General features: G+C 73.2%; 19 protein-coding genes. 3 read left to right on the top strand and 16 right to left on the bottom strand.

The features are described from left to right. Nucleotides 1-760 precede the first annotated feature (760 nt). On the bottom strand, nucleotides 761-2,182 hold the full coding sequence (locus ABZX96_RS05455; RefSeq protein ID WP_355538239.1) for an amidase: 1,422 nt from the start codon (nucleotides 2,180-2,182) through the stop codon (nucleotides 761-763). 468 nt (nucleotides 2,183-2,650) lie between these two features. Beyond that, nucleotides 2,651-4,651 carry a gamma-glutamyltransferase gene (ggt, locus tag ABZX96_RS05460; protein WP_355538242.1) on the bottom strand — a complete coding sequence of 667 codons (2,001 nt, stop codon included), beginning with the start codon at nucleotides 4,649-4,651 and terminating at the stop codon, nucleotides 2,651-2,653. A gap of 442 nt (nucleotides 4,652-5,093) precedes the next feature. Between ggt and ABZX96_RS05465 the strand changes: the two genes are divergently transcribed. Both ABZX96_RS05465 and ABZX96_RS05470 read left to right on the top strand, forming a co-directional pair. Next, a complete protein-coding gene (locus ABZX96_RS05465; protein ID WP_355538245.1) occupies nucleotides 5,094-5,540 on the top strand; it encodes an Rrf2 family transcriptional regulator in 447 nt (148 codons plus the stop codon). Between the two features lie 117 nt (nucleotides 5,541-5,657). Beyond that, a complete protein-coding gene (locus ABZX96_RS05470) occupies nucleotides 5,658-6,845 on the top strand; it encodes a globin domain-containing protein (RefSeq protein ID WP_355538247.1) in 1,188 nt (395 codons plus the stop codon). Nucleotides 6,846-7,029: 184 nt separating this feature from the next. Here the strand turns inward: ABZX96_RS05470 and ABZX96_RS05475 are convergent, their stop codons facing one another. From ABZX96_RS05475 to ABZX96_RS05515, 9 genes are all read right to left on the bottom strand, one after another. Next, complete coding sequence (locus ABZX96_RS05475) at nucleotides 7,030-7,485, bottom strand: DUF6278 family protein (protein WP_355538249.1); 456 nt, start codon at nucleotides 7,483-7,485, stop codon at nucleotides 7,030-7,032. 91 nt (nucleotides 7,486-7,576) lie between these two features. Next, nucleotides 7,577-8,356 (bottom strand): exodeoxyribonuclease III, encoded by a 780-nt coding sequence (locus ABZX96_RS05480; RefSeq protein WP_355538251.1) that lies wholly within the window; start codon nucleotides 8,354-8,356, stop codon nucleotides 7,577-7,579. A gap of 63 nt (nucleotides 8,357-8,419) precedes the next feature. After that, nucleotides 8,420-9,058, bottom strand: a complete 639-nt coding sequence (locus tag ABZX96_RS05485) for an MBL fold metallo-hydrolase (RefSeq protein ID WP_355538253.1) — start codon at nucleotides 9,056-9,058, stop codon at nucleotides 8,420-8,422. A gap of 122 nt (nucleotides 9,059-9,180) precedes the next feature. Continuing rightward, nucleotides 9,181-10,440 (bottom strand): alpha/beta fold hydrolase, encoded by a 1,260-nt coding sequence (locus tag ABZX96_RS05490; RefSeq protein ID WP_355538621.1) that lies wholly within the window; start codon nucleotides 10,438-10,440, stop codon nucleotides 9,181-9,183. 243 nt (nucleotides 10,441-10,683) lie between these two features. Continuing rightward, nucleotides 10,684-12,072, bottom strand: coding sequence for a phenylacetate--CoA ligase family protein (locus ABZX96_RS05495; protein ID WP_355538255.1), 1,389 nt, complete (start codon nucleotides 12,070-12,072; stop codon nucleotides 10,684-10,686). After that, on the bottom strand, nucleotides 12,069-12,725 hold the full coding sequence (locus ABZX96_RS05500) for a TetR/AcrR family transcriptional regulator (protein WP_355538258.1): 657 nt from the start codon (nucleotides 12,723-12,725) through the stop codon (nucleotides 12,069-12,071). Before ABZX96_RS05500 ends, ABZX96_RS05495 begins: the two co-directional genes overlap by 4 nt. A gap of 141 nt (nucleotides 12,726-12,866) precedes the next feature. Further along, nucleotides 12,867-14,582, bottom strand: a complete 1,716-nt coding sequence (locus ABZX96_RS05505) for an ABC transporter ATP-binding protein (protein ID WP_355538261.1) — start codon at nucleotides 14,580-14,582, stop codon at nucleotides 12,867-12,869. Between the two features lie 199 nt (nucleotides 14,583-14,781). Then, the gene (locus ABZX96_RS05510; RefSeq protein ID WP_355538264.1) at nucleotides 14,782-16,689 is read right to left on the bottom strand and encodes an ABC transporter ATP-binding protein; all 1,908 of its coding nucleotides are present in this window, start codon (nucleotides 16,687-16,689) and stop codon (nucleotides 14,782-14,784) included. A gap of 235 nt (nucleotides 16,690-16,924) precedes the next feature. Beyond that, entirely contained in the window at nucleotides 16,925-17,821 is an 897-nt protein-coding gene (locus ABZX96_RS05515; RefSeq protein ID WP_355538267.1) for an alpha/beta hydrolase, read from the bottom strand. Nucleotides 17,822-17,939: 118 nt separating this feature from the next. Here ABZX96_RS05515 and ABZX96_RS05520 point away from each other — a divergent pair, with 118 nt between their 5' ends. Continuing rightward, nucleotides 17,940-18,977: a helix-turn-helix domain-containing protein gene (locus tag ABZX96_RS05520; RefSeq protein WP_355538270.1), complete on the top strand. Its 1,038-nt coding sequence runs from the start codon at nucleotides 17,940-17,942 to the stop codon at nucleotides 18,975-18,977. Between the two features lie 257 nt (nucleotides 18,978-19,234). Here ABZX96_RS05520 and ABZX96_RS05525 read toward each other — a convergent pair whose 3' ends face one another. From ABZX96_RS05525 to ABZX96_RS05545, 5 genes are all read right to left on the bottom strand, one after another. Next, on the bottom strand, nucleotides 19,235-19,819 hold the full coding sequence (locus tag ABZX96_RS05525; protein WP_355538273.1) for a hypothetical protein: 585 nt from the start codon (nucleotides 19,817-19,819) through the stop codon (nucleotides 19,235-19,237). Between the two features lie 407 nt (nucleotides 19,820-20,226). Beyond that, nucleotides 20,227-21,348, bottom strand: coding sequence for an ROK family glucokinase (locus ABZX96_RS05530; protein ID WP_355538276.1), 1,122 nt, complete (start codon nucleotides 21,346-21,348; stop codon nucleotides 20,227-20,229). 285 nt (nucleotides 21,349-21,633) lie between these two features. Further along, a complete protein-coding gene (locus ABZX96_RS05535; protein ID WP_355538624.1) occupies nucleotides 21,634-22,539 on the bottom strand; it encodes an ATP-binding cassette domain-containing protein in 906 nt (301 codons plus the stop codon). Nucleotides 22,540-22,643: 104 nt separating this feature from the next. After that, nucleotides 22,644-23,711 carry an ABC transporter permease gene (locus ABZX96_RS05540; protein ID WP_355538279.1) on the bottom strand — a complete coding sequence of 356 codons (1,068 nt, stop codon included), beginning with the start codon at nucleotides 23,709-23,711 and terminating at the stop codon, nucleotides 22,644-22,646. Beyond that, on the bottom strand, nucleotides 23,708-24,721 hold the full coding sequence (locus tag ABZX96_RS05545; protein ID WP_355538282.1) for a sugar ABC transporter substrate-binding protein: 1,014 nt from the start codon (nucleotides 24,719-24,721) through the stop codon (nucleotides 23,708-23,710). The genes ABZX96_RS05540 and ABZX96_RS05545 overlap by 4 nt, the downstream gene beginning before the upstream one ends. Between the last annotated feature and the right edge of the window lie 91 nt (nucleotides 24,722-24,812).

Consider the following 24,812-nt stretch of genomic DNA (forward strand, 5'->3'; position numbering starts at 1 on the left):
AGCTGTCAGGGCCACGCGGTCCCGTGGATCTCCGCGTGTGGGGCGACGGTAGGCCGCGGGGGGCGGGGTGACAAGACCGGGTGGCTCCGCCGGGGGGTGCCCACTTCAGGTCCGCCCGGCCCGGCCGGTGGCGGCTTTGCCGGTGGTCGGCGGCCTGCCATCTCAAACCCGTCCGGCTCAGCCGATGGGTAGTTCTGCTGATGATCGGCGGGCCGACACCTTCCAGCCCCTCCGGCCCGCACGAGTGGACGACAGCCCGCCAAATCAAGCCCCTCCGCCCGCACGAGTGGACGACGGCCCGGCAAATCAAGCCCGTCCGGCGATTGAGGACAACGCCCCCGGCGTTCACCGGTACCGAAGATCACCCACCGCCCGCCCACGAGCCCGCACGCGCGCTCGCCGGGGTGTCCTCAAACGCCGGACGGGCTGGAATGGGCGAACCCGCACCGGCCATCGCAGGCCCTGCCCCTTGACGCCGTCGGACAAGTGCGACACGTCGTCGCTCCCGTCACTGTGTCCTCAAACGCCGGACGGGCTGGATTCGGCGAGCCCGAACACGCGGCCCTGGAGCGTCCTCAAACGCCGGACAGGCTGGATTCGGCGAGCCCGAACACGCGGCCCCGGGAACGTCCTCAAACGCCGGACAGGCTGAAAGGGGCGGGCCGAAAGGGGACGAGCCCACCCGGCAAGGAACGGGCGGTCCCTGAACCGGACGAGGCGAAGGGTCCGGGGCGCCCCCAGCCCCGTCACCAGACACCCGTCACGCCACCGGCCACCGCTCATACCACCGTTGATCATCCTCCAGCTGCGCGGCCAGCGAGATCAGCAACGGCTCGCTGCTCGCCGGACCGAGGAGCTGGGCCCCCACCGGCAGGCCGTCCGCGAAGCCGGCCGGGACGTTGACGCCCGGCCAGCCGAGGACGTTCCAGGGCCACGCGTACGGGCAGGCCGCGATCATGGCCTGGTCCGTCTGCCAGCCGTTCATGCGGGCCAGCGTGCCGATGCGGGGCGGCGGCGCCGCCGTGGTCGGCGTCAGCAGGACGTCGTAGCGGCCGAACAGCGCGCCCACCCGGTGGCGCTGGCGCGCCTCCGCCGCCCGGGCCAGGCGCAGCACGCGCCCGCCGAGCAGCCGCCCCATGCCGGCCGCCGAGCGCGTGCGGCGGTCCAGCAGCGCGCGGTCGGGCACCCGGTCCGCCCACTGCCGCAGGCCCGCCGTGGCGCGCGGCACGAAGGCCAGGCCGATCAGCCCGTAGTCCGGTTCGGCCTCCTCCACGAAGTGGCCGAGGCGCGCGAGCGTGCGGGCCAGCGCGGTGACGGCGGCGCGCACCTGCGGGTGCAGCGGCTTGGGGGTGCCTGTGAACGGGGGTTTCCAGGACAGGGCGATGCGCAGCCGCCCCGGGTCGCGGCCCGCCGCGGCGTACGCGGACACCCGGCCCGGACGGTGCAGGTCGTCCGGGTGGTTGCCGCTGGCGGCGTCCAGCAGGAGCGCGGCGTCGCCGACCGTGCGGGCGAGCGGGCCGACGCAGGTGATGCCCTCGAACGACTCGGCGTCGGGCCAGGTGGAGATCCGGCCGCGCTGCGGTTTGATGCCGACCAGGTGGGTCCAGGCGGCGGGGATGCGGACCGAGCCCGCGCCGTCGGTGCCGAGCGCCGCGGGCACCAGCCCGGCCGCCACCGCCGCGGCCGAGCCGCCCGAGGAGCCGCCGGGGGTGTGCCCCGGGTTCCAGGGGTTGCGGGTGTCGCCGAACGCCGGGCCCTCGGTGAAGGGCCACTGCCCCAGCTCGCAGGTGTTGGTCTTGCCGACGATGACGGCGCCGGCCGCGCGCAGCCGCCGGACCACCTCGGAGTCCTCGGTCTTGGGCGGGAACTCCCCGGCGCAGCCGAACGCGGTCGGCTCGCCCGCGATGTCCGTGTCGTCCTTGACCGCCAGCGGCACGCCGAGCAGCGGCAGCCGCTCCCCCGCCGCCAGCCGCCGGTCCGCCGCCGCGGCCTCTTCGAGCGCCGCCTCGGCCCGTACCCGCCGGAAGGCGTTGACGGTGTCCGCGGTGGCCTCGATCCGCGCCAGCGACCGCCGGACCAGTTCGACGGAGGTCACCCGCCCCTCGGCCAGTTCCTTCACCTGCTCGGCCAGTCCCTCACCGGCCCGGCCCGCCACTTCCGTGGCCGTTTCCGTCGCTCTCAACGCCCGCCCCTTCGTCCGTACGCCGGGCCCGCCCGTACGGGGCTCCCCATACGCGCCGCGCCCCTCCGCGTGCCTGCCCTCGCGGACGGGCCCGCCGGCCGGCGCATGGCCCGCAGCCGCGCGCCCGTCCGTACGAAGAGACCTGTCCCCATGCCCGCACCCGTCCATACGTGCGAAATAGGCTCGTACGTACGAGTGTTGCGGACCCCTAAGAACGCCACCCGGGGCGTCAGGGACGCGGACACCCGGAGGGCGTCTCCGGGCAACTCCTCGGAGGCGGTTCCAGAGCACGCGCGGGAAGACGTTCCCAAGGGCCAGAGGACGAGAAGGCGAGAAGACGAGAAGACGAGAAGGCGGGAGAACGAGGGGACGCGAGGGCGTCAGGACGGGCCGGACGGACGGGCCCCGGTGGGGTGCCCCGAGCCGGGGAGCCTCACTTCACGGCAGGGCCCGCCCGGTCCGGCGTCCTCACCTCGCGGAGCCCGCCGGCCGGACCACCATCGCCGAGCCGCCGCCCCGGCGGACCTTCTCCGCCGCGGCGAGCCAGCGGCCGTCCGGGAGGCGCTGCACGCCGGTCGCCGCGCCGATCTCCGGGACGAGCTTGAAGACGTGGCCGAGGGCCTCCAGGCGGGCGCGCACCGGGTCGTCCCACAGGCCCGGTTCGAGCTCGGTGGCCGCCGCGTTGCGCTGGCTGGCGCGCGGCGCGGCGACGGCGTCGACCAGCGGCATGCCGCGGTCGAGGTGGTTGAGGAGGGTCTGCAGGACGGTGGTGATGATGGTGGCGCCGCCCGGCGACCCCACCGCCAGGACCGGGGCGCCGTGCCGGAGCACGATCGTCGGGGAGATCGAGGAACGCGGGCGCTTGCCGGGGCCGGGCAGGTTCGGGTCCGGTACGGCCGGGTCGGCGGGGGCGAAGGAGAAGTCCGTCAGCTCGTTGTTGAGCAGGAAGCCGCGGCCGGGGACGACGATGCCGCTGCCGCCGGTCTGCTCGATGGTGAGCGTGTAGGCGACGATGTTGCCCCACTTGTCGGCGACGGTCAGGTGGGTGGTGTTCTCGCCCTCGTACGTGGTGGGGGCGGGCTGCCCGCCGGTGGCGCACCGTTCGGGGTGGCGGGGGTCGCCGGGCGGGACCGGGCTGGTCAGCACCGCGTCGTCACGGATCAGGCAGGCCCGCGCGTCCGCGAACCGCTGCGAGGTCAGCCCCTTGGTGGGAACGGCGGAGAACGCCGGGTCGCCGACCCACCGCCCCCGGTCCGCGAAGGCGATCCGGCTCGCCTCGATGTAGCGGTGCAGGAACGTCTTGCGGTCGAGCTTGGCCAGGTCGCCCTTCTCCAGCATGTTCAGCGCCTGGCCGACGGTGGTGCCGCCGGACGCGGACGGGCCCATGCCGTACACGTCCAGCCCCCGGTAGGAGATCTTCGTGGGGGCGTGCGGGCGCACCCGGTAGGACCGCAGGTCGCGCAGGTCCAGGTCGCCCGGCCGGACCTTGCGCTCCGCGCCGGGGCGCACGGGGGGTGCCTGGACGGTGCGGATGATGTCCCGGCCCAGCCGTCCCCCGTAGACGGCGTCTACGCCCTCGCGCGCCAGTTCCCGGTACGTACGGGCCAGGTCCGGGTTCTTGAAGGTGCTGCCGATCACCGGCAGCGCGCCCTTGGGCAGGAAGAGGCGGGCGGTGGCGGGGAAGTCCCGGAACCGCTCCTCGTTGTCGGCGGTCTGCTTGCGGAACGTCGCGTCGACCGTGAAGCCCTTCCGCGCCAGCCGCTCGGCGGGCGCCAGGACCTCGCCGAGCGAGCGGCTGCCCCACTTGTCGAGCGCCGTCTGCCAGGTGGCGGGGGTGCCGGGGGCGCCCACGGAAAGTCCGCTGGTGATGGCCTCGGCGGAGGGGATCGGCCGGCCGTTCTCCAGGAAGAGGCCCTCGTCGGCGGTGCGCGGGGCGGTCTCCCGGCCGTCGAGCGTGCGGACGGCGCGGGACTTCGCGTCGTAGTGGACGAAGTACCCGCCGCCGCCGACGCCCGAGGAGTACGGCTCGGTGACGCCGAGCGCGGCGGCGGTGGCGACCGCCGCGTCCACCGCGTTGCCGCCCTTGCGCAGCACCTCGATCCCGGCGGCCGAGGCGTCCGCGTCCACGCTGGCCACCGCGCCGCCGTACCCCACGGCGAGCGGCGTCTTGGCGGGGGTGCGGGGCGCCGCGGCGTTTTTCTCAATGCGGTGAAATTTTCCCGTTTCCTTGGCAGCCCGTGGCGCGCCTGGTGGCGAGGTGTCGGGCTCGGCCTGGGCGGCGGCCGGGACCGCCAGCAGGGAACCGGCCAGCGCGGTGGTCACCCCGAGCACGGACCAGCGCCGGGCGCGCGGGGCGGCCCGGTCGGGACGGGTGTGCGGTCGGGTGGCCGGCGTGCGGCCGGGCACCGGGAGGGCTTTCCCCAGGCGGGCGGTCACCGTGCGGCCGGGTGTCGGGCTGGCCTTCGTCATATGGGCGGTCCCTTCAGGCGAACGGCGGGGCGCGCGGCGGCGCGCACGGGCGCGCGGCAGCCGGCGGCAGGGGGCCGGAGCCTACCTCCGGGATCCCGGGTGCGACAGAGCGCGCCGGGGCGTATCCGGGTGCGCCCGGACGCACGGGAGGACCGAGGAGGGCCGGGCGGGCCGGGGAGTCCGGGCGGGCGGGGAGCGGGAGCGGTCCTGGCGGCTCCGGTGGGACGCGGGGCCACCGATCGGTCCCGGTCCGTCCGCCGGTCGGCCGTGCGGCGCGGCCGGGCGGCGCGGCCGGGCGGCGGCCCCACCTGGGAGACAATCACACGTTGGCGGCGACCACATCCGGGAGGCGACGCCGCCCATGAGGGGACGCCACTCGTGAGGCGACCGCCCACCCCACCCCAAATACGAATCGAAAAAACCAATTAGGTACGGTGGAACCGTGCGACTGACCAAGAGCACCGACATCGCCCTGCGCATGGCCATGCGCCTGGCGGTGCTGGACGACACCCGCCACGCGCCGACCACCCGCGAGGTGGCCGAGGCCATCCAGGTGCCGTACACGCACGCCGCGAAGGTCGTCAGCAGACTGCGCCACCTCGGGGTCGTGGAGGCGCGGCGCGGCCGGGGCGGCGGGCTGTCCCTCACCACGGCCGGACGCACCGGCTCACTCGGTCACCTGGTGCGACAGCTGGAGGGGGTGGGTGACGTGGTCGGCTGCGAGGACGATCCACCCTGCCCACTCCGCGCGGCGTGCCGGCTGCGGGGGGCGCTGCGCGTCGCCCAGGAGGCGTTCTTCGCCGCGCTGGACCCGCTGTCCATCGGCGATCTGGTGGAGACGCCCACCGGCCCGCTGCTGCTGAGCCTGACCCCCCGCCCGGAGAGCTGACGCGCCCCCAGTAAGACGGACGCTTCACCCGGAACGGAACCCGGCACAACGCCACAGGTCAGCGGCACCGCGCTGCCCTAAATACGAATATCGAATACCAGAAAAAGGGAGCCCTCGTTGCTGTCACCGACCTCCGCCCAGACCGTACGCGCCACCCTCCCCGCCGTCGGGGCGGCCATCGGAGAGATCACCAAGCTCTTCTACGACAAGCTGTTCACGGCCCACCCGGCGCTGCTGCGCGACCTCTTCAACCGCGGCAACCAGGCCGAGGGCACCCAGCCTCAGGCGCTGGCCGGCTCCATCGCCGCCTTCGCCACGTACCTGGTGGAGCACCCGGACGAGCGGCCCGACACGATGCTCGCCCGCATCGCCCACAAACACGCCTCCCTCGGGGTGCGCGCCGACCAGTACCCGATCGTCCACGAGCACCTGTTCGCGGCCATCGTCGAGGTGCTGGGCGAGGCCGTCACCCCCGAGGTCGCGGCGGCCTGGGACGAGGTCTACTGGCTGATGGCCAACGCGCTCATCGCCCAGGAGAAGGCCCTGTACGCCGGGGCCGGGGTCGCCGAGGGCGAGGTCTGGCGCGAGTACCGCGTGGTCGCCCGGTCCGAGGAGACCGACGACGTGGCCACCTTCGTGGTGCAGCCGGCCGACGGCGGCGCGGTGCCGGCGTCCCGCCCGGGCCAGTACGTCTCCGTGCGGGTCGAGCTGCCCGACGGCGCCCGGCAGATCCGCCAGTACAGCCTGAGCGGGCAGCCGGACGAGGGGCTCCAGTTCTCCGTCAAGCGGGTCCACGAGGACGCCGCCGGCGCCCCGGCGGGCGAGGTCTCCAACTTCCTGCACGACCACTTCCACGGCGGCGAGACGCTGCGCGTCAGCGCGCCGTTCGGCGACGTGGTCCTGGACGGGGGCGACCGCCCGGTGCTGCTCGCCTCCGCGGGCATCGGCTGCACCCCGATGATCGGGATGCTCACGCACCTGGCCGCCACCGGTTCCGGCCGCCGCGTCATCGCCGCGCACGCCGACCGCACCCCGCTCACCCACGCCTTCCGCGGCGACTTCCTGGGGCTCGTCGAGAAGCTGCCGAACGCCACCGCCGAGATCTGGTACGAGGAGCCGGGCGCCGAGGCGTCGGGCCGCGCGGGCCGCATGGACCTGTCGGCCGTGGAGATCCCCGCCGGGACCGTCGCGTACCTGTGCGGCCCGGTGCCGTTCATGAAGGCCGTCCGCGCCGAGCTCCTGGAGGCCGGCGTGGCCGCCGCGGACATCCACTACGAGGTGTTCGGGCCGGACCTGGGGCTGTAGTCCTCAAAGACACGGACACGGACACGGACGCGGGTCCGGCCGACCGGCGCGAGAAGCGCTGGGGCCGGGCCCGCGACGGCATGGAACGCGCCGGGCGCCGGGTCGCCCGCACGTCACCGGCGCACGCCACCGGCTGCCGGGAGCGCCACCGGTGAACGCCCCGGGCCCCCGCCGGCCCGGCGCCTCAGCCCTCCGACACCTCGGCATACACCTGAGAAAGCTCCGGCGCCCCCACGTCGGCCCACTCCTGCCCGGCCCGCACGACGTCGATCTCCCGGCCGGAGGCCAGCCGCACCACCGGCCGGCCGCCCGGCCAGACCTGCCAGACCGCGCCGCTGATCGTCCGCACCAGCACCGTGCCGAGGTAGAGCCCGGCGTCCGTGCCGAGCCACACCACCACGTCCGGGTCGGTCCGCCAGACCGGCTGGAGCTGGTCCAGCGCCTCCAACGACCTCGGGGAGTCGTCGAGTTCGACCCCCGCGTCGGCGGCCTGGGTGCGCAGCAGCTCGCACTCGGACAGCAGGTCCGTCACGCCCGCGGGGTCGGTGTGCGCCGCCACGGCGAGGGCAGGCGCACGGTCGGGGCTCGCACGCCTGCGCCACTTGTCCAGGCGCCACTTGTCCAGAAAGGGCACGTTCATGGGCGTAGCGTCCCACCCGTGCCCGGACGGTGGCCACAGGCGCGCGCCGGGCGGGACGGAGCCGGGGCGGGCGCGCGGAAGGCCGCGCGGGTCAGACGTCCAGGTCCACCACCACCGGCGCGTGATCCGACGCTCCCTTGCCCTTGCGCTCCTCGCGGTCGACGTACGCGTCGGAGACCGCCTTGGCGAAGGGGGCGTTGCCGTAGACGAGGTCGATGCGCATGCCGCGGTTCTTGGGGAAGGCGAGCTGGCGGTAGTCCCAGTAGGTGTACGGACGGTCGTACTTCAGGGGGCGGGGCACCACGTCCGTCAGGCCCACCTCGCGCAGGGAGGTGAGCGCGGCGCGCTCGGCGGGCGTGACGTGCGTGGAGCCGGTGAAGACGGACGGGTCCCAGACGTCCTCGTCGGTGGGGGCGACGTTGTAGTCCCCGAGGACCGCGAACGGGCGGCCCGCGCCCGCGTCCCCGGCCACCGCCGCCCGCAGCGCCTCGAACCAGCGCAGCTTGTACGCGAAGTGCGGGTGGTCCACCTCGCGGCCGTTGGGGACGTACACCGACCAGACCCGCACCGGGCCGCAGGTGGCGGAGACGGCGCGGGGCTCCTGGGCGCCGTCGAAGTCCGGGCCGTCCGGCAGGCCGTGGACCACGTCCTCCAGACCGGCCCGGGAGATCACCGCCACGCCGTTCCACCGGCCGTCGGCGTTCACCGCGGCCTCGTAGCCCAGCTCGCGCAGCGCCTCGTGGGGGAACTGCTCGGCCGTGCACTTGGTCTCCTGGATGCAGAGCACGTCCGTACCGGAGCTCTGCAGCCAGGCCAGCAGGCGGGGGAGGCGGGCGGTGATCGAGTTGACGTTCCAGGTCGCGATGCGCATGTCCGTAAACCTACCGCCCGGCACTGACAGCCGACCGGTGACGGCCGCCGAGCTGCGGAGTCCTCACCGCACCCGGGTCCGCTCCCCCGCCGCCAGGCGGTCGTGTTCGGCGCGCCCGAGCTGGCCGAGCATCCGGTCGTAGACCGGTCGGGCGTGGTCCTGGAGGAGGCTGTCGTGGATGTCGACGGCCCGGCGCGGCCCGACCTCCCGGAGGTAGTCGATGACCTCGGAGACCTTGTTCCACGGCGCGTGCACGGGAAGCAGCAGCGTGTCGACCGTACGGCCCTCCGGGACGGTGAGCGCGTCGCCGGGGTGGAAGACCGCGCCGTCGACGAGGTAGCCGACGTTGGTGATGCGCGGGATGTCCGGGTGGATGACCGCGTGCATCTGACCGTGCACCTCCACCTCGAATCCGGCGGCGGTGAAGGTGTCGCCCTCGCCCACGGTGTGCACCCGGCCGGGGAAGGCGCCCGCGATCTGGTCGGCGACGGCGGCCAGCGTCCAGATCTCGGCGGCCGGGTTGTGCTCCATGCCCGCCCGCAGCCGGCCCTCGTCGAAGTGGTCCGCGTGTTCGTGGGTGATCAGGATGGCGTCCGCGCCGAGGGCCGCGTCCTCCTCGCTGAACCCTCCCGGGTCGATGACGAGCGTGCGCCCGTCCTTCTCCAACCGGACGCAGGCGTGGGACTTCTTCGTCAGTTCCATGTCCGCCATCTTGCCGCGCGCCCGGGCCCGGGGCCGTGCCGGGGCGTACGCCGATGCGCCACCCGGGTACGGCCACCCGGGCGTCCCCGACCGGCGCCACCGAACAGGAACAAGGACGGCCCTCAGCCCTCCGGCGTGGTCTCCTCGCGGATCACCCGCTGGGCCGTGGCGAACGCCGCGCCCGCCGCGGGCACGCCGCAGTAGACCGCGGTGTGCAGCAGGACCTCCTTGATCTCGGCGGGGGTGAGCCCGTTGCGCAGCGCGGCGCGGGTGTGGGCGGCCAGCTCTCCGTGGTGGCCGGAGGCGACGAGCGCGGTGAGCGTGACGATGCTGCGGGTACGGCGGTCCAGCCCGGAGCGGTTCCACACCTCGCCCCACTCGTAGCGGGTCACGAAGTCCTCGAAGTCCCCGGTGAACCCGTCGGCCTCGGCCGTCGTCCGGTCCACATGGGCGTCGCCGAGCACTTCCCGGCGGACCTTGACCCCGCGCTCGTACGTCCCCGTGCCCACCATCTCCGGCTGCGGGACGCCCGCCTCTATGGCGGGCGGCACGCCCTGGGGCGGCCGGGCGAGCACCGTCGTGACACCGGGCACGGCCGGGGCCGCCGCGCCCGGCCTGTCGTGCCAGGCGCTGGAGAAGTGCCGGACGAACAGGTCGGTCACGGCGGCCGGCTGCTCGACGGGCGCCAGGTGCGAGGCGCCGGGGACGAGCGCCAGCGCGGCGTCCGGGATGCCGGCGACCAGGGCGCGGGCGTCGGTGGTGGGCGTCACCTGGTCCTCGGAACCGGCCACCACAAGGGTGGGCACCCCGATCCGCCCGAGCGAGGACCGGACGTCGAAGGACGCCAGCGCCTCGCAGGCGGCGATGTAGCAGCCGGGGTCGGTGGTGCGCACCATCTGGACGGCCCACTCCACGATGGCCTGCTGGGAGCCGGCGAACGCGGGGGTGAACCAGCGCTCGGGCGAGGTGCGGGCGATCGGGTCGAGCCCGTTCGAGCGGACCACCACCCCGCGCTGCCGCCAGGCGTCGGGCGTGCCGTACCGGGGCGAGGAGGACACGAGGGCGAGCGAGGTGACGCGGCGCGGCCGGGTGAGCGCGAGCTGCGCGCCGACGGCGCCCCCGAGGGAGCACCCCGCGTACCCGAACCGCTCCACGCCCAGCCCGTCGAGGGTGGCCACGAGGCGGTCGGCCAGCTCGGCGACGGAGGCGGCCGGATGGGCGGGCGAGCCGCCGTGGCCGGGCAGATCGAAGCGGATGACGCGCCACTGCCGGGTCAGCTCGGGAACCTGCCGGTCCCACATGTGCCAGGTGGTCCCCAGGGCCGCGCCCAGGACCAGGCACGGCGCGCCCTCCGGCCCGTCACAGCGGTATTGCAGGGTCATCGTCGTCGTCTCGCTCACCCGCCCGACCCTCTCATTCGTCACGAGGTGCCACCTCCCCGGGGCGAACCTAGCGGGTCCCGGCTCTCTTGCGACCGCGGGTCCGGGCACCGTCGGAATCCTCAAGCGTCCGGGTACCTGTCAGGCCCTGGGGCTCGCCCGGCGCGGGCCCGCGCCGAAGCCGAGCAGGCACCTCGTCCGCCGGTCGGCGGGGAGTTCGGGGAGGTGACCGCGCGCTCCGGGGGGTCAGGGACGGGGGTCCGGCCGGTCGAAGGGGATGACCGTTCGGTACTTGCCGCCGGCCGTCTGCCGGGGTGGCTCCTCGGCGCGCTGGAGCGTGACGTGGTCGAGTTTGTTGTCGGTCAGGAGGCGGGTCAGTTCCCGGTGCGCGATGTGCCACACGCCGTCGGGGTCGGCGCCGGCGGCCGTTCGCAGGCGTATGCGCAGGGTCGACGGGGCGGTCTGCTCGACCTGGAACAGTTCGACACCGGGAGTGCGGTCGAAGAGGGTGCCGAAGGCCAAGGGGGCGAGCTGTACGGGAGCGTTGCCGGGGGTGGGGAAGGTGAGGATGTCGCCCGCGCGCCCGCGTACGCGGATCGCGGGCAGCGGATTGCCGCAGGGGCACGGGTCGGGGCGCAGCAGGACGCTGTCCCCCAGGTCGTAGCGCAGGAACGGCTGCACGCGGTTGGCCAGGTTGCTGATCAGCACGGTGTGCGAGAACTCGCCGGGCGGGGTGGGCCGGTGATCGGCGTCGACGGGTTCGAGCACGGCCCAGTCGCTGTTGACGTGGTACCAGCCGTGGGCGCAGCCATGGCTGAGGTAGGTGCACTCGGTCGCGCTGTACATCGTGCGGACCGTGGTGCGGAAGGCACGGGCGATCCGGTCGGTGTCGTGCGTGGTCATCGTCTCGCCGGCCGGCTGGACCAGCACCGGGTCGATGCGCAGGCGGCCCGCTTCCTGCTCGGCGGTGAGCAGCATGATCGTACTGGCGTAGCCGATGACGAAGGCGGGGCGGTACTCGTTGAGCGCGGCCACCAGTCGCGGCATCGGTGTGTGCACCGAGAACGCGCGGAGCCGCTTGCTGCGCCAGCCACCCGCCCGCTGTGTGCGGGAGTAGGCGGCGAAACCGACATAGTGCCCTCCGGTCGCCACGAGCTGGGCGAAGCGGCCTCCCCCCGCGGCTGCCCGCAGCAGGCCGGCGGGACCCAGCCACGAGGCGAGCGCGCGGGTGGTGAGCGCAGCCGCCACGTCCATGTACCGGTCGTCGAGGACGAACAGGCCGCGACGGCCACTGGTGCCCGAAGTGGTGGCCACCATGTACCTGCCGAGGAACCGCTCTCCGATCCGGCCGGGATCGTCGCTGAAGGCGCGCACCGTCTCGTACGTGACGGCGCGGTCGGTCGCCCAGTCGTCGAAGTGCTCCATCAACGTCTTCTTGTCGGTGACGGGCAGCAGCGCCGGGTCGTGCACCCGCTCGGGCAGGTCGCGGTAGAGACGGCGGTAGTACGGGGAGGTGGCGCGGGCACGGGCGACCATGTCGGCCAGCCGGTCGCGCCGACGCCGCGCGAGGCCGGGTAAGCCCTCCTTGCGGGCCCTGCGGACATCCCGTCCCAGCCACGCCGCGTTCTCGGTCATCGTGCGGTACTCCTTTGACGTACGGGGGCAAACGGCAGCCCGAGCTGTCCCAGGACGGCGAGGAAATAGGCTTTGACCTCTTGCGCGCTGGTGGTGTCGGGGTGCGTGGCGAGGTGTTGCAGGGCCGCGCCGCTGAGCAACTGCTGAAGGATGTCCGGGTCACTGCCGGGGGGAAGCTGCCCGGCCGCGCGCGCCCGCTCCAAGGTGGTACGCACCGCGAGGCCGCGGTGGCTGCCGTGGGCCCGGTGGTAGGCGCGCAGCAGTTCGGGCAGGTCGTCGATGGTGCCGTAGAGACGGCGGATCAGTCTGCGCGCGCGGGGATCGCTGAGGTGGTCGGCCCAGGCCGTGACCATGCTGTCGATGTCCGGCCAGTGCATCGAGCCGGGATCCACGTCGCGGTACTCCCATTCGACCGCTCGCACCAGCAGGTCGGTCAGGGTCGGAAAGCGCCGGTAGACGGTGGCACGGGTGACGTTGGCGCGCCGTGCCACCTGCTCGATGCTGGTCCAGCCGGCGCCGCGTTCGATGAGCAGATCGAGGGCCGCCGTGAGGATGGCCTCGTCCGCCTCCCGGCTGCGCGGCCGGCCGGGAGTGCCTGAGGACGGGTTCGGCGAGGGGGTGGGGCGTCCTTGTGGATCGCTGTGGGACTTCACAGCATTACGATACAGCGCTGCTCTGTATTGCAATAGGGAGGGCGGTGTGTGATCACGCCTGGCGCGATCGGTGCGTTCCGGTGCGATCGGTGTGTGCGATGCGTGCGGTGCCCTCGTCTCCGCGGGCGGCCGGAGCCCGGTTCACGCCCCCGCCGCCGGTGCGAGGGAGAGATCCCGGAACCGGGCGTAGCGCCCTTTGCGTCGCAGCAGTTCGTCATGGCTGCCCTCCTCCGCGATCCGGCCGCCGTCCAGGAAGACGACGCGGTCGGCGCGTTGGACGGTGCGCATGCGGTGCGCGACCATCACGACCGTCCGGCCCGCCATCAGGCGCTCGATGCCCTCGTGGACGGCCGCCTCGTTCACCGGGTCCAGGGCGGACGTGATCTCGTCCAGCAGCACGATGGGCGCGTCCTTCAGCAGCGCTCGGGCGATCGAGACGCGCTGGCGTTCGCCGCCCGACAGCAAGGCGCCGCCCTCGCCGACCTGTGCCGCCCAGCCGCCGGGCAGCCGCTCGATCACCTCGTCCAGCCGCGCCGCGGTGGCCGCCGCCCGCACCTGCGCCTCGGTGGCGCCGGGGCGGCCGAGTCGTACGTTCTCCTCGATCGTGCCGTCGAAGAGGTACACGTTCTGGAAGACGATGGCGATCCGCTCCGTCAGCACCTCCGTGCTCATCGCGCGCACGTCCACGCCGCCCACGCGCACCGCGCCCTCGTCCACGTCGTGGAACCGGGCCAGCAGTTGCAGCAGGGTGCTCTTCCCCGCGCCCGACGGCCCGACGACGGCGAGCCGCTGCCCCTCCGGCACGGACAACGACACGTCGTCGATCACCGTGCGCTCGCCGTGCCGGAAGGTGACGGACGCGAACTCCAGGCCGTGGCCCGTCGGCCGGACCGGTTCGGCGGGCTCCGGAAGCGGCTCGGTGCGCAGGATCGCGTCGAGGCTCGCCAGCACGGAACGGGCGCCGCGCAGCCTGCCCGCGATGTCCGTCAGCGACAGCAGCGGATCCGCGCTGCGGGCGGCCAGCACCAGGACCGTCAGGACTTCGGCGACGCCGATGTCCCCGCCGAGCGCGAGCCAGGCGCCCAGCGTCAGCAGCACCGTGAACACCGCCTGCACCGTGAGCGTCAGGCCCAAGGCGCCGGGCAGCGCCGTCAGGGTGGACCGGCGGGAGGCGCTCCGGACTTCCCGCAGGGAGTCGTCGAGCAACCGGAACCGTTCGGTGGTCCGGCCTCCGGCGCGCAGCACCGGCTGGGCCCGGAGGTATTCGATGACCCGCCCGGTGGCCTCGTGGTCGCGGGCGGCGCGTTCGGCGTCGCCGGCGGCCATCGAGCGTCCCGTCCGGACCTGGATCGCCGCCACGACCGGTACGGCGGCCAACGCGGCCAGGCCCATGCGCCAGTCGAAGGCGAGCATCACGGCCACGATCGTCAGCGGCGTCACGCAGGCGAAGACGAGCGGCGCCAGAAGGTGCGCGATCACGCTCATCGCCTGTAGGACGCCGCGGCTGGCCAGAACGGACACCTCTCCGACGCGGCCGGCGCCGTACCAGCCCAGCGGCAGTCGCGAGAGGTGGTCGCCGAGCCGGTGGTACGTGCCGCGCAGGAGCGCGGTCCCGACGCGGAAGCCGGACAGATCGCTGACGTAGCGCAGTACGGCGTAGAGCGCTACGGCGGCCCCGAACGCGATCAGCCAGGGCCGGGCGTCCGCCGGCGTCCCACCGAACAGGGCCCGCAGTACGGGGACCAGCAGGGCGTAGGACAGCCCCTCGGCGATCGCGGTCGTCGTCATCAGGGCCACGGTGCGCAGCGTCGGCCGGGCGTGCTCGTGGCCGAGGACGCGCAGCAGCATGCGGATCATCGGGGGTCGTCTCCTTGCGGTAGGCCGTGCGGTAGGCCTTGCGGTAGGCCTTGCGGTAAGTCGCGTGGTGGGTCTTGCGGTGGGGCTTGCGGCAAGCCGCGCGGTAGGTCGCCGGGGATGTCCGCGAGGGCGGGGGCGCCGGGTGCGTGGGGGTTCGCCGTCCGCTCGTCGCCGGTCACGCGTACGCCGCTTTCGGTGGTCACGGCCGCTCCTCCCGGTCCGGGGCGTCCGCGTCGGCGTCGGCATCCGCTTCCGCTTCCGCGTCCCCGTCGGCACCGATGTCGTCCGTCGGCTGGTGCGACCGCCAGAAATCGGCGAACCTTCCTCCCCGCGCCAGCAGTTCGGCGGGCGCGCCGCGCTCGACGATCGCCCCGTCGTCCAGCATCACGACGGTGTCGGCGTCCGTGATCGTCTCCAGGCGGTGGGCGATGACCACCAGGGTTCGGTCCCCGGCCCGCGTCGCCAGGGCGCGGCGCACCGCTTGTTCGGTCTGCGGGTCGGCGAAGGCGGTGGCCTCGTCGAGCACCAGGATGGGGGTGTCGGCGAGCAGGGCGCGGGCGAGTGCGATCCGCTGCTCCTCGCCGCCCGAAAGGCCGGCGTCCTCGCCGATCACCGACTCGTAGCCGCGGGGCAGTTCGAGGACGCGTTCGTGGATGTTCGCCAGCCGGGCGGCACGCACGATGTCGTCGCGGTCGGCCCGCGGGACCGCCAGCGCGATGTTCTCCGCGACCGACGCGCGCAGCAGCCGTACGTCCTGGAAGACGAAGGAGACCCGCCGGTACAGCTCCCGGCTGTCGAGTTCGCGCAGGTCGACACCGCCCAGGGTGACCGCGCCGTGGGTCGGGTCGAAGAACCGGGGCAACAGGTTGACCAGCGTGGACTTCCCGCTTCCCGACGGCCCGACGATTGCCGTGACCGTCCCCGGCTCCAGCACCAGGTCGATCCCGCGCAGCACCTCGCGACCGGATGCGTAGGCGAATCGGACGTCACGCAGTTCCACGCGGTGCCCCTGCGGTGCGCGCGGATGCGCGGGCTCCGGCAGCGGGGGCACCTCCAGCACGTCCCGGATCCGGCCGACCGCGCGCCGGGCGGCCTGCAGGTCGTCGAAGCCGTGCCCGAGGGCCGCCACCGGAGCGGTCAGTCCCAGCCCGAGCAGCAAGAAGGGCAGCAGGTCGGCCGGGGCCAGGCCACCGTTGGTGATCAGGGCCGCCCCGCCGATCAGCACGACCAGCAGGACGAACGGCGGCGACAGCGCGAGCTGCATCCCCGCGGCGATTCCGGAGATGCCGCGCACCCACCGGCGGAAGGTCCCGACGAACTCGTCCGCGGCCGTCAGGAACTTGCGGTGAGCGCGCCCGGAACCACCGAACGCCTTGACCACGGAGATGCCCTGCACGAACTCGACGGCGGAATTCGAGATCCCTCCCATGGCCGCGTCGAACTCCTCCTGTTCGCGCAGCCGGGTCGGCGTCATCATCAACGGGACCAGGGCCACCGCCAGTACCACCGGAATCAGCGTGATCAGGGTGAGCCGCCAGTCGACGGAGAACAGGTAGACCAGCGACACCAGCGGCACCACGAACGCGGAGACCAGCTCGCCCGGGGCATGGGCGATGAACGGGTGCACGGCACTGACGTCCTCCCCCACCACCTTGGCCAGCTCACCGGTCCGGCGCCGGGAGAACCAGCCGATCGGTACGCGCCCCAGCCGCGCGGCCAGCTGCCGGCGGAACGTCAGTTGCACCCGGTCGTCGAGAAGGTGCCCGATGGCCGACGAACCGGCCGTGAACAGCAGCCGTACGAACATGCCGACCGCGCCCGCGATCACGGCGGTCCAGACGTGGCCGTGATCGACCGGGCCCGGCGACAGCAGCACACGGCCCAGCTCGACGACCGCCAGCAGCGGCGCCAGGCCCGCGAGAGCGCCGACGACCTGGAGGAGGACGACGGCGGTGAAACTGCCCACGTAGGGGCGCAGCAGCCCGGCGGCCGGGCTCCTTTGCCCCGCCGGGTTCTTTCCGGCCGGGTTCTTTTCCGTCGCGGCATCGGCATCCGGTGGTGGTGCGTCGTCCTGCTCGCTCGTTTTGGCGAGGTTCGTGGTGGTCATCGCGCTCCCGTCTGCGTCAATCCGGTCTTCGCCGATTCGGTCGCCGGGTCCGGTCGTTGGGCGATCTGGTCGTCGGGCGATCCCGTCGTCGGGCGAGGGCGATCCCGTCGTCGGCGCTCCCGTCATGCCCAGGCCCCTGGCCGACCCGATGGCCATCCCCCTGGTGCGGCCCATCGGCGGTGCCGAGCGGCAGGTGGCGCCGCTCGGCACCGCCGATGAAAGGCCCGCTACGGCCTCACTCGACCAGGGCGCGGCGCAGCACCGCGCCGAGTGTCGCGAGTTGACGCTGCGAGACGTCGGCGGACTGGATCGCCATCGACCCGTGGAAGGTGCCGGGCCACTGGCGCAGCTCGACCGACACGCCTGCCCGCAGCAGACGGAGCGCGTAGTCGATGCCTTCGTCACGGTTCGGGTCGAACTCCGCGGTGGCGACGTAGGCCGGCGGCAGGCCGGACAGGTCGTCGGCGCGGGCCGGTGCGGCGTACGGCGTGGCGGGCTCGGAGCCCAGGTAGTTGCCCAGGGCGACGGCGCGTACGGAGCGCGTGTTCCAGGGGGTGTCGGTGAAGTTCCGCGCCGACCAGGTCTGCTGGCGGTCGTCGAGGATGGCCTCGTTGATCAGTTGGAAGCGGATCGGCGGCCCCTGCTCGTCACGGGAGCGCAGGGCCACCGCCGCCGCGAGGTTTCCGCCCGCGCTGTGGCCGCCGACCGCGATCCGGTCCGGGTCGACGCCGAGTTCGGCCGCGTGTGCGTGCGTCCAGGCCAGTACGGCCCAGACGTCGTCCAGGGCGGCCGGGAACCGGTTCTCGGGGGACAGCCGGTAGGCCACCGAGATCACCACCGCGCCGGAGGCCGCCGCGATCCGGGCCGCCCACTGGTGCTCGGTGTCGAGGGTGCCGACGGTCCAACCGCCGCCGTGCATCCAGATGACGGCGCCTTGGGCCTGGGCCGGACGGTAGATCCGCACCGCCACGTCCGGATCGGCGGGCACCGTGCGGTCCTGGACCTCCATGCCCGAGGTGTCCGGTGCCGGGCGCGCTGCGGCGGCCTCGGCGTAGATCTTGCGGCAGGTCTCCGGGTCGGCCAGGTCGGCCGAGGGGAGCAACGGGAGAAATGCTTCGAGTTCGGGATCCATGGCGGTCATCCTCACCGTCACCCGCCCCCGGAGTCGTCCGCCACCCGTCGGGTATCCGGCCCCGTTCACGCGCCGATCGGCGCTCAACCGCCTCCCGCGGACGCCCTATCCTCCTGGCATGGAGGCACTGGCCGTACGGCTGTCCGGTTTGGACGCGCAGGTCGAGGGCGCGATCCGCGTCGTCATGTTCTACGACACGCTGATGCGCCGCCGGGTGGATCTCCCGGCGCTCGCCCGGGCTTCGGCGGGCCTGGCCGAATGCGTGGCCGGGATCCGGCTGCACGGCACGGGCCGGACGATCCGCATGGCGCCCGACGGACGGCAGGCACCCGACCCGCCGCCACCGGCGTCCAGCACGGCGCCGATCACCCTCGACGAGGAGGAGATCGGCACGGTGTGGCTGGAACGCCCCGGCCCGCCCACCGCGCTCGACGAGGCGCTCCTGGACCGGCTCGCCATCGCCGCCGCGGCGGTCGCCGAGCGCTACGGACCGGCCCGGACCACCATGGCCGACCCCGCCCTCGTCGAACTCGTCATCGGCTCCGACACCGACGAGGCCGCCAGGGCGCGGGCGCTGCGCCTCCTGGGTTTCGCCGCCGACCTGCCGGTCCACGTCGCCGCCGTACGGTCGGAGCTCCCGCTCGACCGGATCGGCGGCCTGATCTGCCCGGCCCGCCCCGTGAAGGCGGCTCTGCTCGCCGACGTGGGCGTCATCCTGACGACCACCATGAACCCGAACCTGTTCCCGGCGGGCGTACGCGCGGGCATCGGCTCCGACGCCCGGAGTCCCGATCGGTCCTGGCGGCAGGCCCGCACCGCCCTCCGCTTCACCACCACGTCCCGGCCCGTCGTCCGTTACCGCGACCTGGGAGCGCTGGCGCTGCTCGCGCACGTGCCGGAGGACGCCGCGCGGGAGAACTCCGACGTGGCCGCGATAGCCCGCGTCGCCGGCACCCCGGAAGACCTGGAGACCCTGGACGCCTACTGCGCGACCGGCGCCTTACGCCGGGCCGCCGACCTCCTCCACCTGCACCACAGCAGCGTCGCCCGCCGGCTCGAACAGATCGGCAAAACCCTGGACATCGACCTCACCGAGCCCGCCGGACTCATGCGGGCACGACTCGCCCTCGCCATGTGGAGGCTGCTCGACGAATGAGGCGGCCGGGGGTGTTGGCAGGACGGGACCGGGCTTCCCCTGCCATCCGCACGCATCCCGCCAACGCCGTCAGAACACGTTCGCCGACGCTGTCAGGACACATCCCGTCAACGTCGTCGGAACATGTTCGCCGACGCCCTCCGAACACATCCCGCCAACACCGTCAGAACACGCTCGCCAACACCCTCCGAACACATCCCGCCAACACCGTCAGAACACGCTCGCCAACACCCTCCGAACGCATCCCGCCAACACCGTCAGAACTTGACCGTGGACGCCACGTACACCACCGGCTGCCCCGGCTCGTCGAAATGCACGGTGATGTTCTGCGAGGGCTGCGGGGCCTCGCCCTGGTGGCGGGTGCCCGCCCAGCGTCCGTCGCCGGTCAGGTCCCAGCCGACCCGGGCGGCCTGGGTGTCGGTGATGGTGATCTCGCCGTCCTGGAGGGCGGTGCGGCTGGTGCCGATGTACTGGAGGTAGTGGTCGAGGTCCGCTTCCTTCGCCCGGAACTGCACGAAGAGGGTGCTCTTCTGCCAGGTGTTGGTCTCGAAGTAATAGACCGATGTGGCGTCGGTGGGCACCGGGACGTTGTAGATGCGCTGCTGGAGCTTGGACGGGAAGGCGTTAAACAGGCCGGTGGACGCCGCCTCCTCCTCCTTGTTCTGGCCGCTGTCCCGGCTCTGCTCGGCGGAGATGACGATGTAGCCCGCAGGGATCGCGATCAGCAGGAAGATGATCAGGGCCATCAGCCAACGGCGCCCGCGGGGAGCGCGCGGCGTGTCCCCCGGGTCGGGCAGGGGCTGCGGGGTGTCGGTCATGGCCGGGTTTTCCGTCTTCGTCATGGCCGGTTCCGTATTCGTCGTCGGGCGGCGGAGGTCCGTGCCCCCTGCCCGGTCTGTGTCGGAGGGCGGATGCGTCCTCGGGCGGCGGGGGCCGTCCCCACCCACCCGGTCCGTACCGGTACGCGCCGGGGACTCCCCCCGCACGTCGATAAGCGCCGGGGACTCCTCCTGCACGTCGGTACGCGCCGCGGAGACCTGCCGCTCGTCGCTATGCGCCGAGGAGACCTCCCGCGCGTCGGTATGCGCCGGGGTCCCCTCGTCCGCGTCCGTGGGCGCCGAGGACTCCCCTCCCGCATCGTCACGGCCCGGGGGCTCCCCGGCGGCGTTGTCGCGCGCGGACGGCTCCCCGGCCGCGACCGGCGCCGCCCGGCGGGTCGTCGGCGCCGTCCGGCCGGTCGTCGGCGCCATCATCGGCGCCCCGCTTGTTCGTAGCGCGCGTTGCGTTCGACGCGTCGGCGGTTGGCGCGCCGGAAGCGGCGGGCGACGAGCCGGGCGAGGTCGGCGGCGCCGACCATGCCGGCCTCCGGGCCGAGCTGGGCCTTGGCGATGCGGGCCTCGGGGCGGTAGCCGCGGCCGGTGAGGGTGCGCCGGAAGGCGTCCCGGGCGGGGCCGATGAGCAGGTCGTCGGCGGCGCTGACGCCACCGCCGATGACGAAGCAGGAGGGGTCGAGGGCGGCGGCCAGGTTGGCGATGCCGACGCCGAGCCACTGGCCGATGTCCTGGAGCAGTTCGACGCACATGGCGTCGCCCTCGCGGGCCAGCTCGGTGATCAGCGGCCCGGTGATGTCGGGGATGCGTCCGCCGACCCGTTCGATGATGTTGTAGGCGACCGGCGAGTCGGCCGCGGCCAGCTCGCGCGCCTCCCGGACGAGGGCGTTGCCGGAGCTGTACTGCTCCCAGCAGCCGCGGTTGCCGCACGGGCAGCGGTGGCCGCCGGGCACGACCTGCATGTGCCCGAACTCCCCGGCGACCCCGTACTTGCCCCGCTTGACCTGCCCGTCCTCCAGGATGGCGCCGCCGATGCCGGTGCCCAGGGTGATCATGACGAGGTGGTCCTCACCGCGTCCGGCACCGAACCGCCACTCGGCCCAGGCGGCCGTGTTGGCGTCGTTGTCGACCATGACGGGCACCGCGAGGCGGCCGGCGAGGCGGTCCCGCAGCGGCTCGTTGCGCCAGTTCAGGTGGGGGGCGAACAGCACGCGGCTGCGGTCGGCGTCGACCCAGCCGGCCGCGCCGATGCCGACCGCGTGCACGTCGTGCCGGTCGGAGAGGTCCAGCACCAGGTCGATGATGGTGTCCTCGACGACCTTGGGACTCTTGGACTTGTCCGGGGTCTCGGTGCGCAGCTGCTCCAGGATCACCCCGTCGGCGTCCACCACGCCCGCCATGACCTTGGTGCCGCCGATGTCGATGCCGACCGTGGGCACGCGGGGGGCGGTCAGGTGCGAGCGCCGTTCGCGGGTGCCGACGGTGCGCAGCACGGTGGCCCGGGCCGCCCCGCGGTGGACCCGTTCGCGGTACATGCTCATGCGTGGGCTCCGCCCCGGCCGGCGCCGTCCGCGCGCGGCACTCCGTGGTGGCCGACCGTCTCGCCGTGCCCGCTCATCGGCCCGCTCCTTCGCCGTGCCGGCGGCCGGTGGGGCTGCCGTTGCGGTGGGGGTGGCGGCGGCTGCGTGCTCGCAAGAGTCGTCTCGTCCCTGCGGATGTCGGGAGGCCGGGGCCTCGGCGTGGATGGTTCGTTGCGATTGTGCCTCACCCGCGCTCCGCACTGCATGGCGGCGCGGGGGTGGTGGCGGCGGTCCGGGCGGGCCCTCTCAGTGGGTGGGGTGCCCGCCCAGGTGGTCCGGGGAGGGGGCCCGCGCGAGTTCGTGGCTGAGCTGTTCCAGCTCGCTGCCGCCCGCCATCTGGCGGGTCAGCTCCTCCAGGGCGATCTCGTCCTTGGTGTGGCTGCCGGCCATGGCGCCGCGCTTGAGCAGGACGAAACGATCACCGACGAGGTAGGCGTGGTGCGGGTTGTGCGTGATCAACACCACGCCGAGTCCGGCGTCCCGCGCCGCGGCCACGTACTTCAGGACCACGCCGGACTGCTTGACGCCGAGCGCCGCCGTCGGCTCGTCCAGGACGAGGACCTTGGCGCCGAAGTAGACGGCGCGGGCGATGGCCACGCACTGCCGTTCGCCGCCGGACAGCGTGCCGATCGGCTGGTCCACGTCGCGCAGGTCGATGCCCATGCGGGCCAGCTCCGAGCGGGTGGTCTCGCGCATCAGCCGGGTGTCCAGCCGCTTGAAGGGGCCCTTGCCGCGGGTCGGCTCGGAACCCAGGAAGAAGTTCCGCCACACCGGCATCAGGGACACCACGGCCAGGTCCTGGTAGACGGTGGCGATGCCGCGGTCCAGCGCCTCGCGCGGGGAGGACAGCCGGGCCGGTTCGCCCTCGATGGCGAAGGTGCCGGCGTCGTGCTGGTGCAGCCCCGCGATGATCTTGATGAGGGTGGACTTGCCCGCGCCGTTGTCACCGAGCACGCAGGTGATCTCCCCCGCGCGCACCTCCAGCGAGACGCCCTCCAGCGCCTTGACGTTCCCGTAGAACTTGCTGACGTCGGCGAGCTCGACCAGCGGCGCGGCCTCGGTGCCCACCGAGGCACCCGTGCCCGTCCCGGCGCTCTTGCCCGTCCCGGCCCCGGTGTCCGTCGTCCGCCCGTCGCTCGCCGGGTCCGTCATCGGCCCGGCACCTTCGGCGCCCGTCACCCGCGCGTCGCTTCCGCCGCCCCTCACCCGCGCGTCGCCTTCGCCGCCCGTCATCCGTCCGTCGCCTTCGCCGCCCGTCATCTGCTCGCCTCCGCCCGCTTGCGGACCCATGCGTTCAGCAGCGTGGCGAGCAGCAGCATCGCCCCGAGGAAGAACTTGTACCAGTCCGGGTTCCACTGCGCGTACACGATGCCCTTGCTGGTCATGCCGAAGATGAAGGCGCCGACGGCGGCGCCGATGGCCGAGCCGTAGCCGCCGGTCATCAGGCAGCCGCCGACCGCCGCCGCGATGATGTAGAGGAACTCGTTCCCCACGCCCTCGCCGGACTGGATCGCGTCGTACGAGAACAGCAGGTGCTGCCCGGAGATCCACGCGGCCAGGGCGACGCCCATGTACAGACCGATCTTGGTCTTGTTCACCGGGACACCGACCGCCCGCGCGGCGTCGGCGTTGCCGCCCACCGCGAAGATCCAGTTGCCGACGCGGGTGCGCAGCAGGATCCAGGTCGCCAGGGCGACCAGCGCGATCCACCACAGGATCGTCACCTGCACGTCCACGCCGCCGATGGTCAGGTGCGAGGCGAACAGCACCCGCGCCGAGTCGAAGCCCTCCATGTCACCGATCGTCTTGGTGGAGACGGTGCCGCTGATCAGCTTGGTGAACCCCAGGTTCAGGCCGGTCAGCATGAAGAAGGTGCCGAGCGTGATGATGAAGCTGGGGAGTTTCGTCCGGGTCAGCAGGAAGCCGTTGAAGAACCCGATGGCCAGCGTGACCAGCAACGACACCCCGACGCCGACCCAGGTGTTGGCCGTCATCTGGTAGCTGAACATCGACGAGACCAGCGCCGAGCTGACCACCATGACGCCGGCCGACAGGTCGAACTCGCCGCCGATCATCAGCAGCGCCACCGGGACGGCCATGATGCCGATGGTCGAGGAGGCGTACAGCACCGTCGACAGGCTCGACGCCCGCAGGAAACTGTCCGCCGCGAACGAGAAGAAGACGAAGACGGCGATCGCGCCGACCACCGCGCCCAGCTCCGGGCGTCCCAGCAGGCGGCGGCCCGGCGACCGGCGCAGCAGCCGCTCGTCCGGCGTCCGATCCGCCGGTGCCTCCTTGCGTACGGAGACCCGCGCGCCGCTCATCGGGTCCTCCGCTCGGTGTACTTACGCAGCGCGGCGGCGTCCTTCTTGGTGAGGATCTGCGGACCGGTGAGCACCGGCTTGCCGCCGCCGAGGACATCGGCGTTGTACTTGTACAGCCACAGCAGGTCCACGGCCTGGTAGCCCTGGAGGTAGGGCTGCTGGTCGACGGCGAACCCGAGGGTCCCGTCCTCCAGGCCCTTGGCGACCTGCGGGTTCAGGTCGAAGGTGTCGATCTCGGCCTTGCTGCCCGCCTGCTCCTTGGCCTTGACGGCGGTGGGCGCGAACGGCGCGCCGAGCGTGACGACGGCGTCGATGCCGGCGTCGGCCTGGAGCTTGGACTCGATGCTCGACTGGACGTCGGGCATGTTCGTGCCCTCCACGTACAGCTTCTCCATCGTGCCGTCGAAGGTCTTCTTCGCGCCGTCGCAGCGCTGCTCGTGCCCGACGTTGCCCTGCTCGTGCAGGACGCACAGCGCCTTCTTCCTGCCGCGCTTGTTCAGCTCCTCGCCGACGGCCTCGCCGGCGACGGTCTCGTCCTGGCCGATGTGGGTGAGCGCGCCGTACGCCTTGGAGACCTCGGAGCCGGAGTTCACCGTGATCACGGGGATACCGGCCCGCTCGGCCTTGGCGACGACGTCCTTCATGGCGTCCGGCTTGGCCAGCGTGACGATCAGCCCGTCGACCTTCTGGTCGATGTAGGACTGCACGAGCTGGCTCTGCCGCTGCGCTTCCTTGTCGTGCCCGTAGACGAACTTGATGTTGTCCTTCGCCGCGGCCTGCTCGGCGCCGCTCTGAACGATGTCCCAGAACGTGTCGCCGTCCCCCGAGTGGGTGACCATCGCGAAGGTCCACCTGGGGGTGTCGACGGCGGCCCGGCCGCCGGCGGCCCTGGCGGCGCGCTCGTCCTCGGCGCGCTTGCCGCCCGTGCTGCTGCATCCCGCCAGGGATCCCGCGAGCACCGCTGCCAGCACGACGCTCACCGCGCGTACCGCTGTCCGAACCCTTGCCACGAGGTCTTGCCCTTCTCCCTGTCGCTCCCTGTCGTCACTCCGCCGTCACTCCGCGCTGGGTGCGCGGGCCGCGTACCCGGGCACCGACCGA

This window comes from Streptomyces sp. NPDC003077 (genome assembly GCF_040611095.1).
GTDB lineage: Bacteria > Actinomycetota > Actinomycetes > Streptomycetales > Streptomycetaceae > Streptomyces.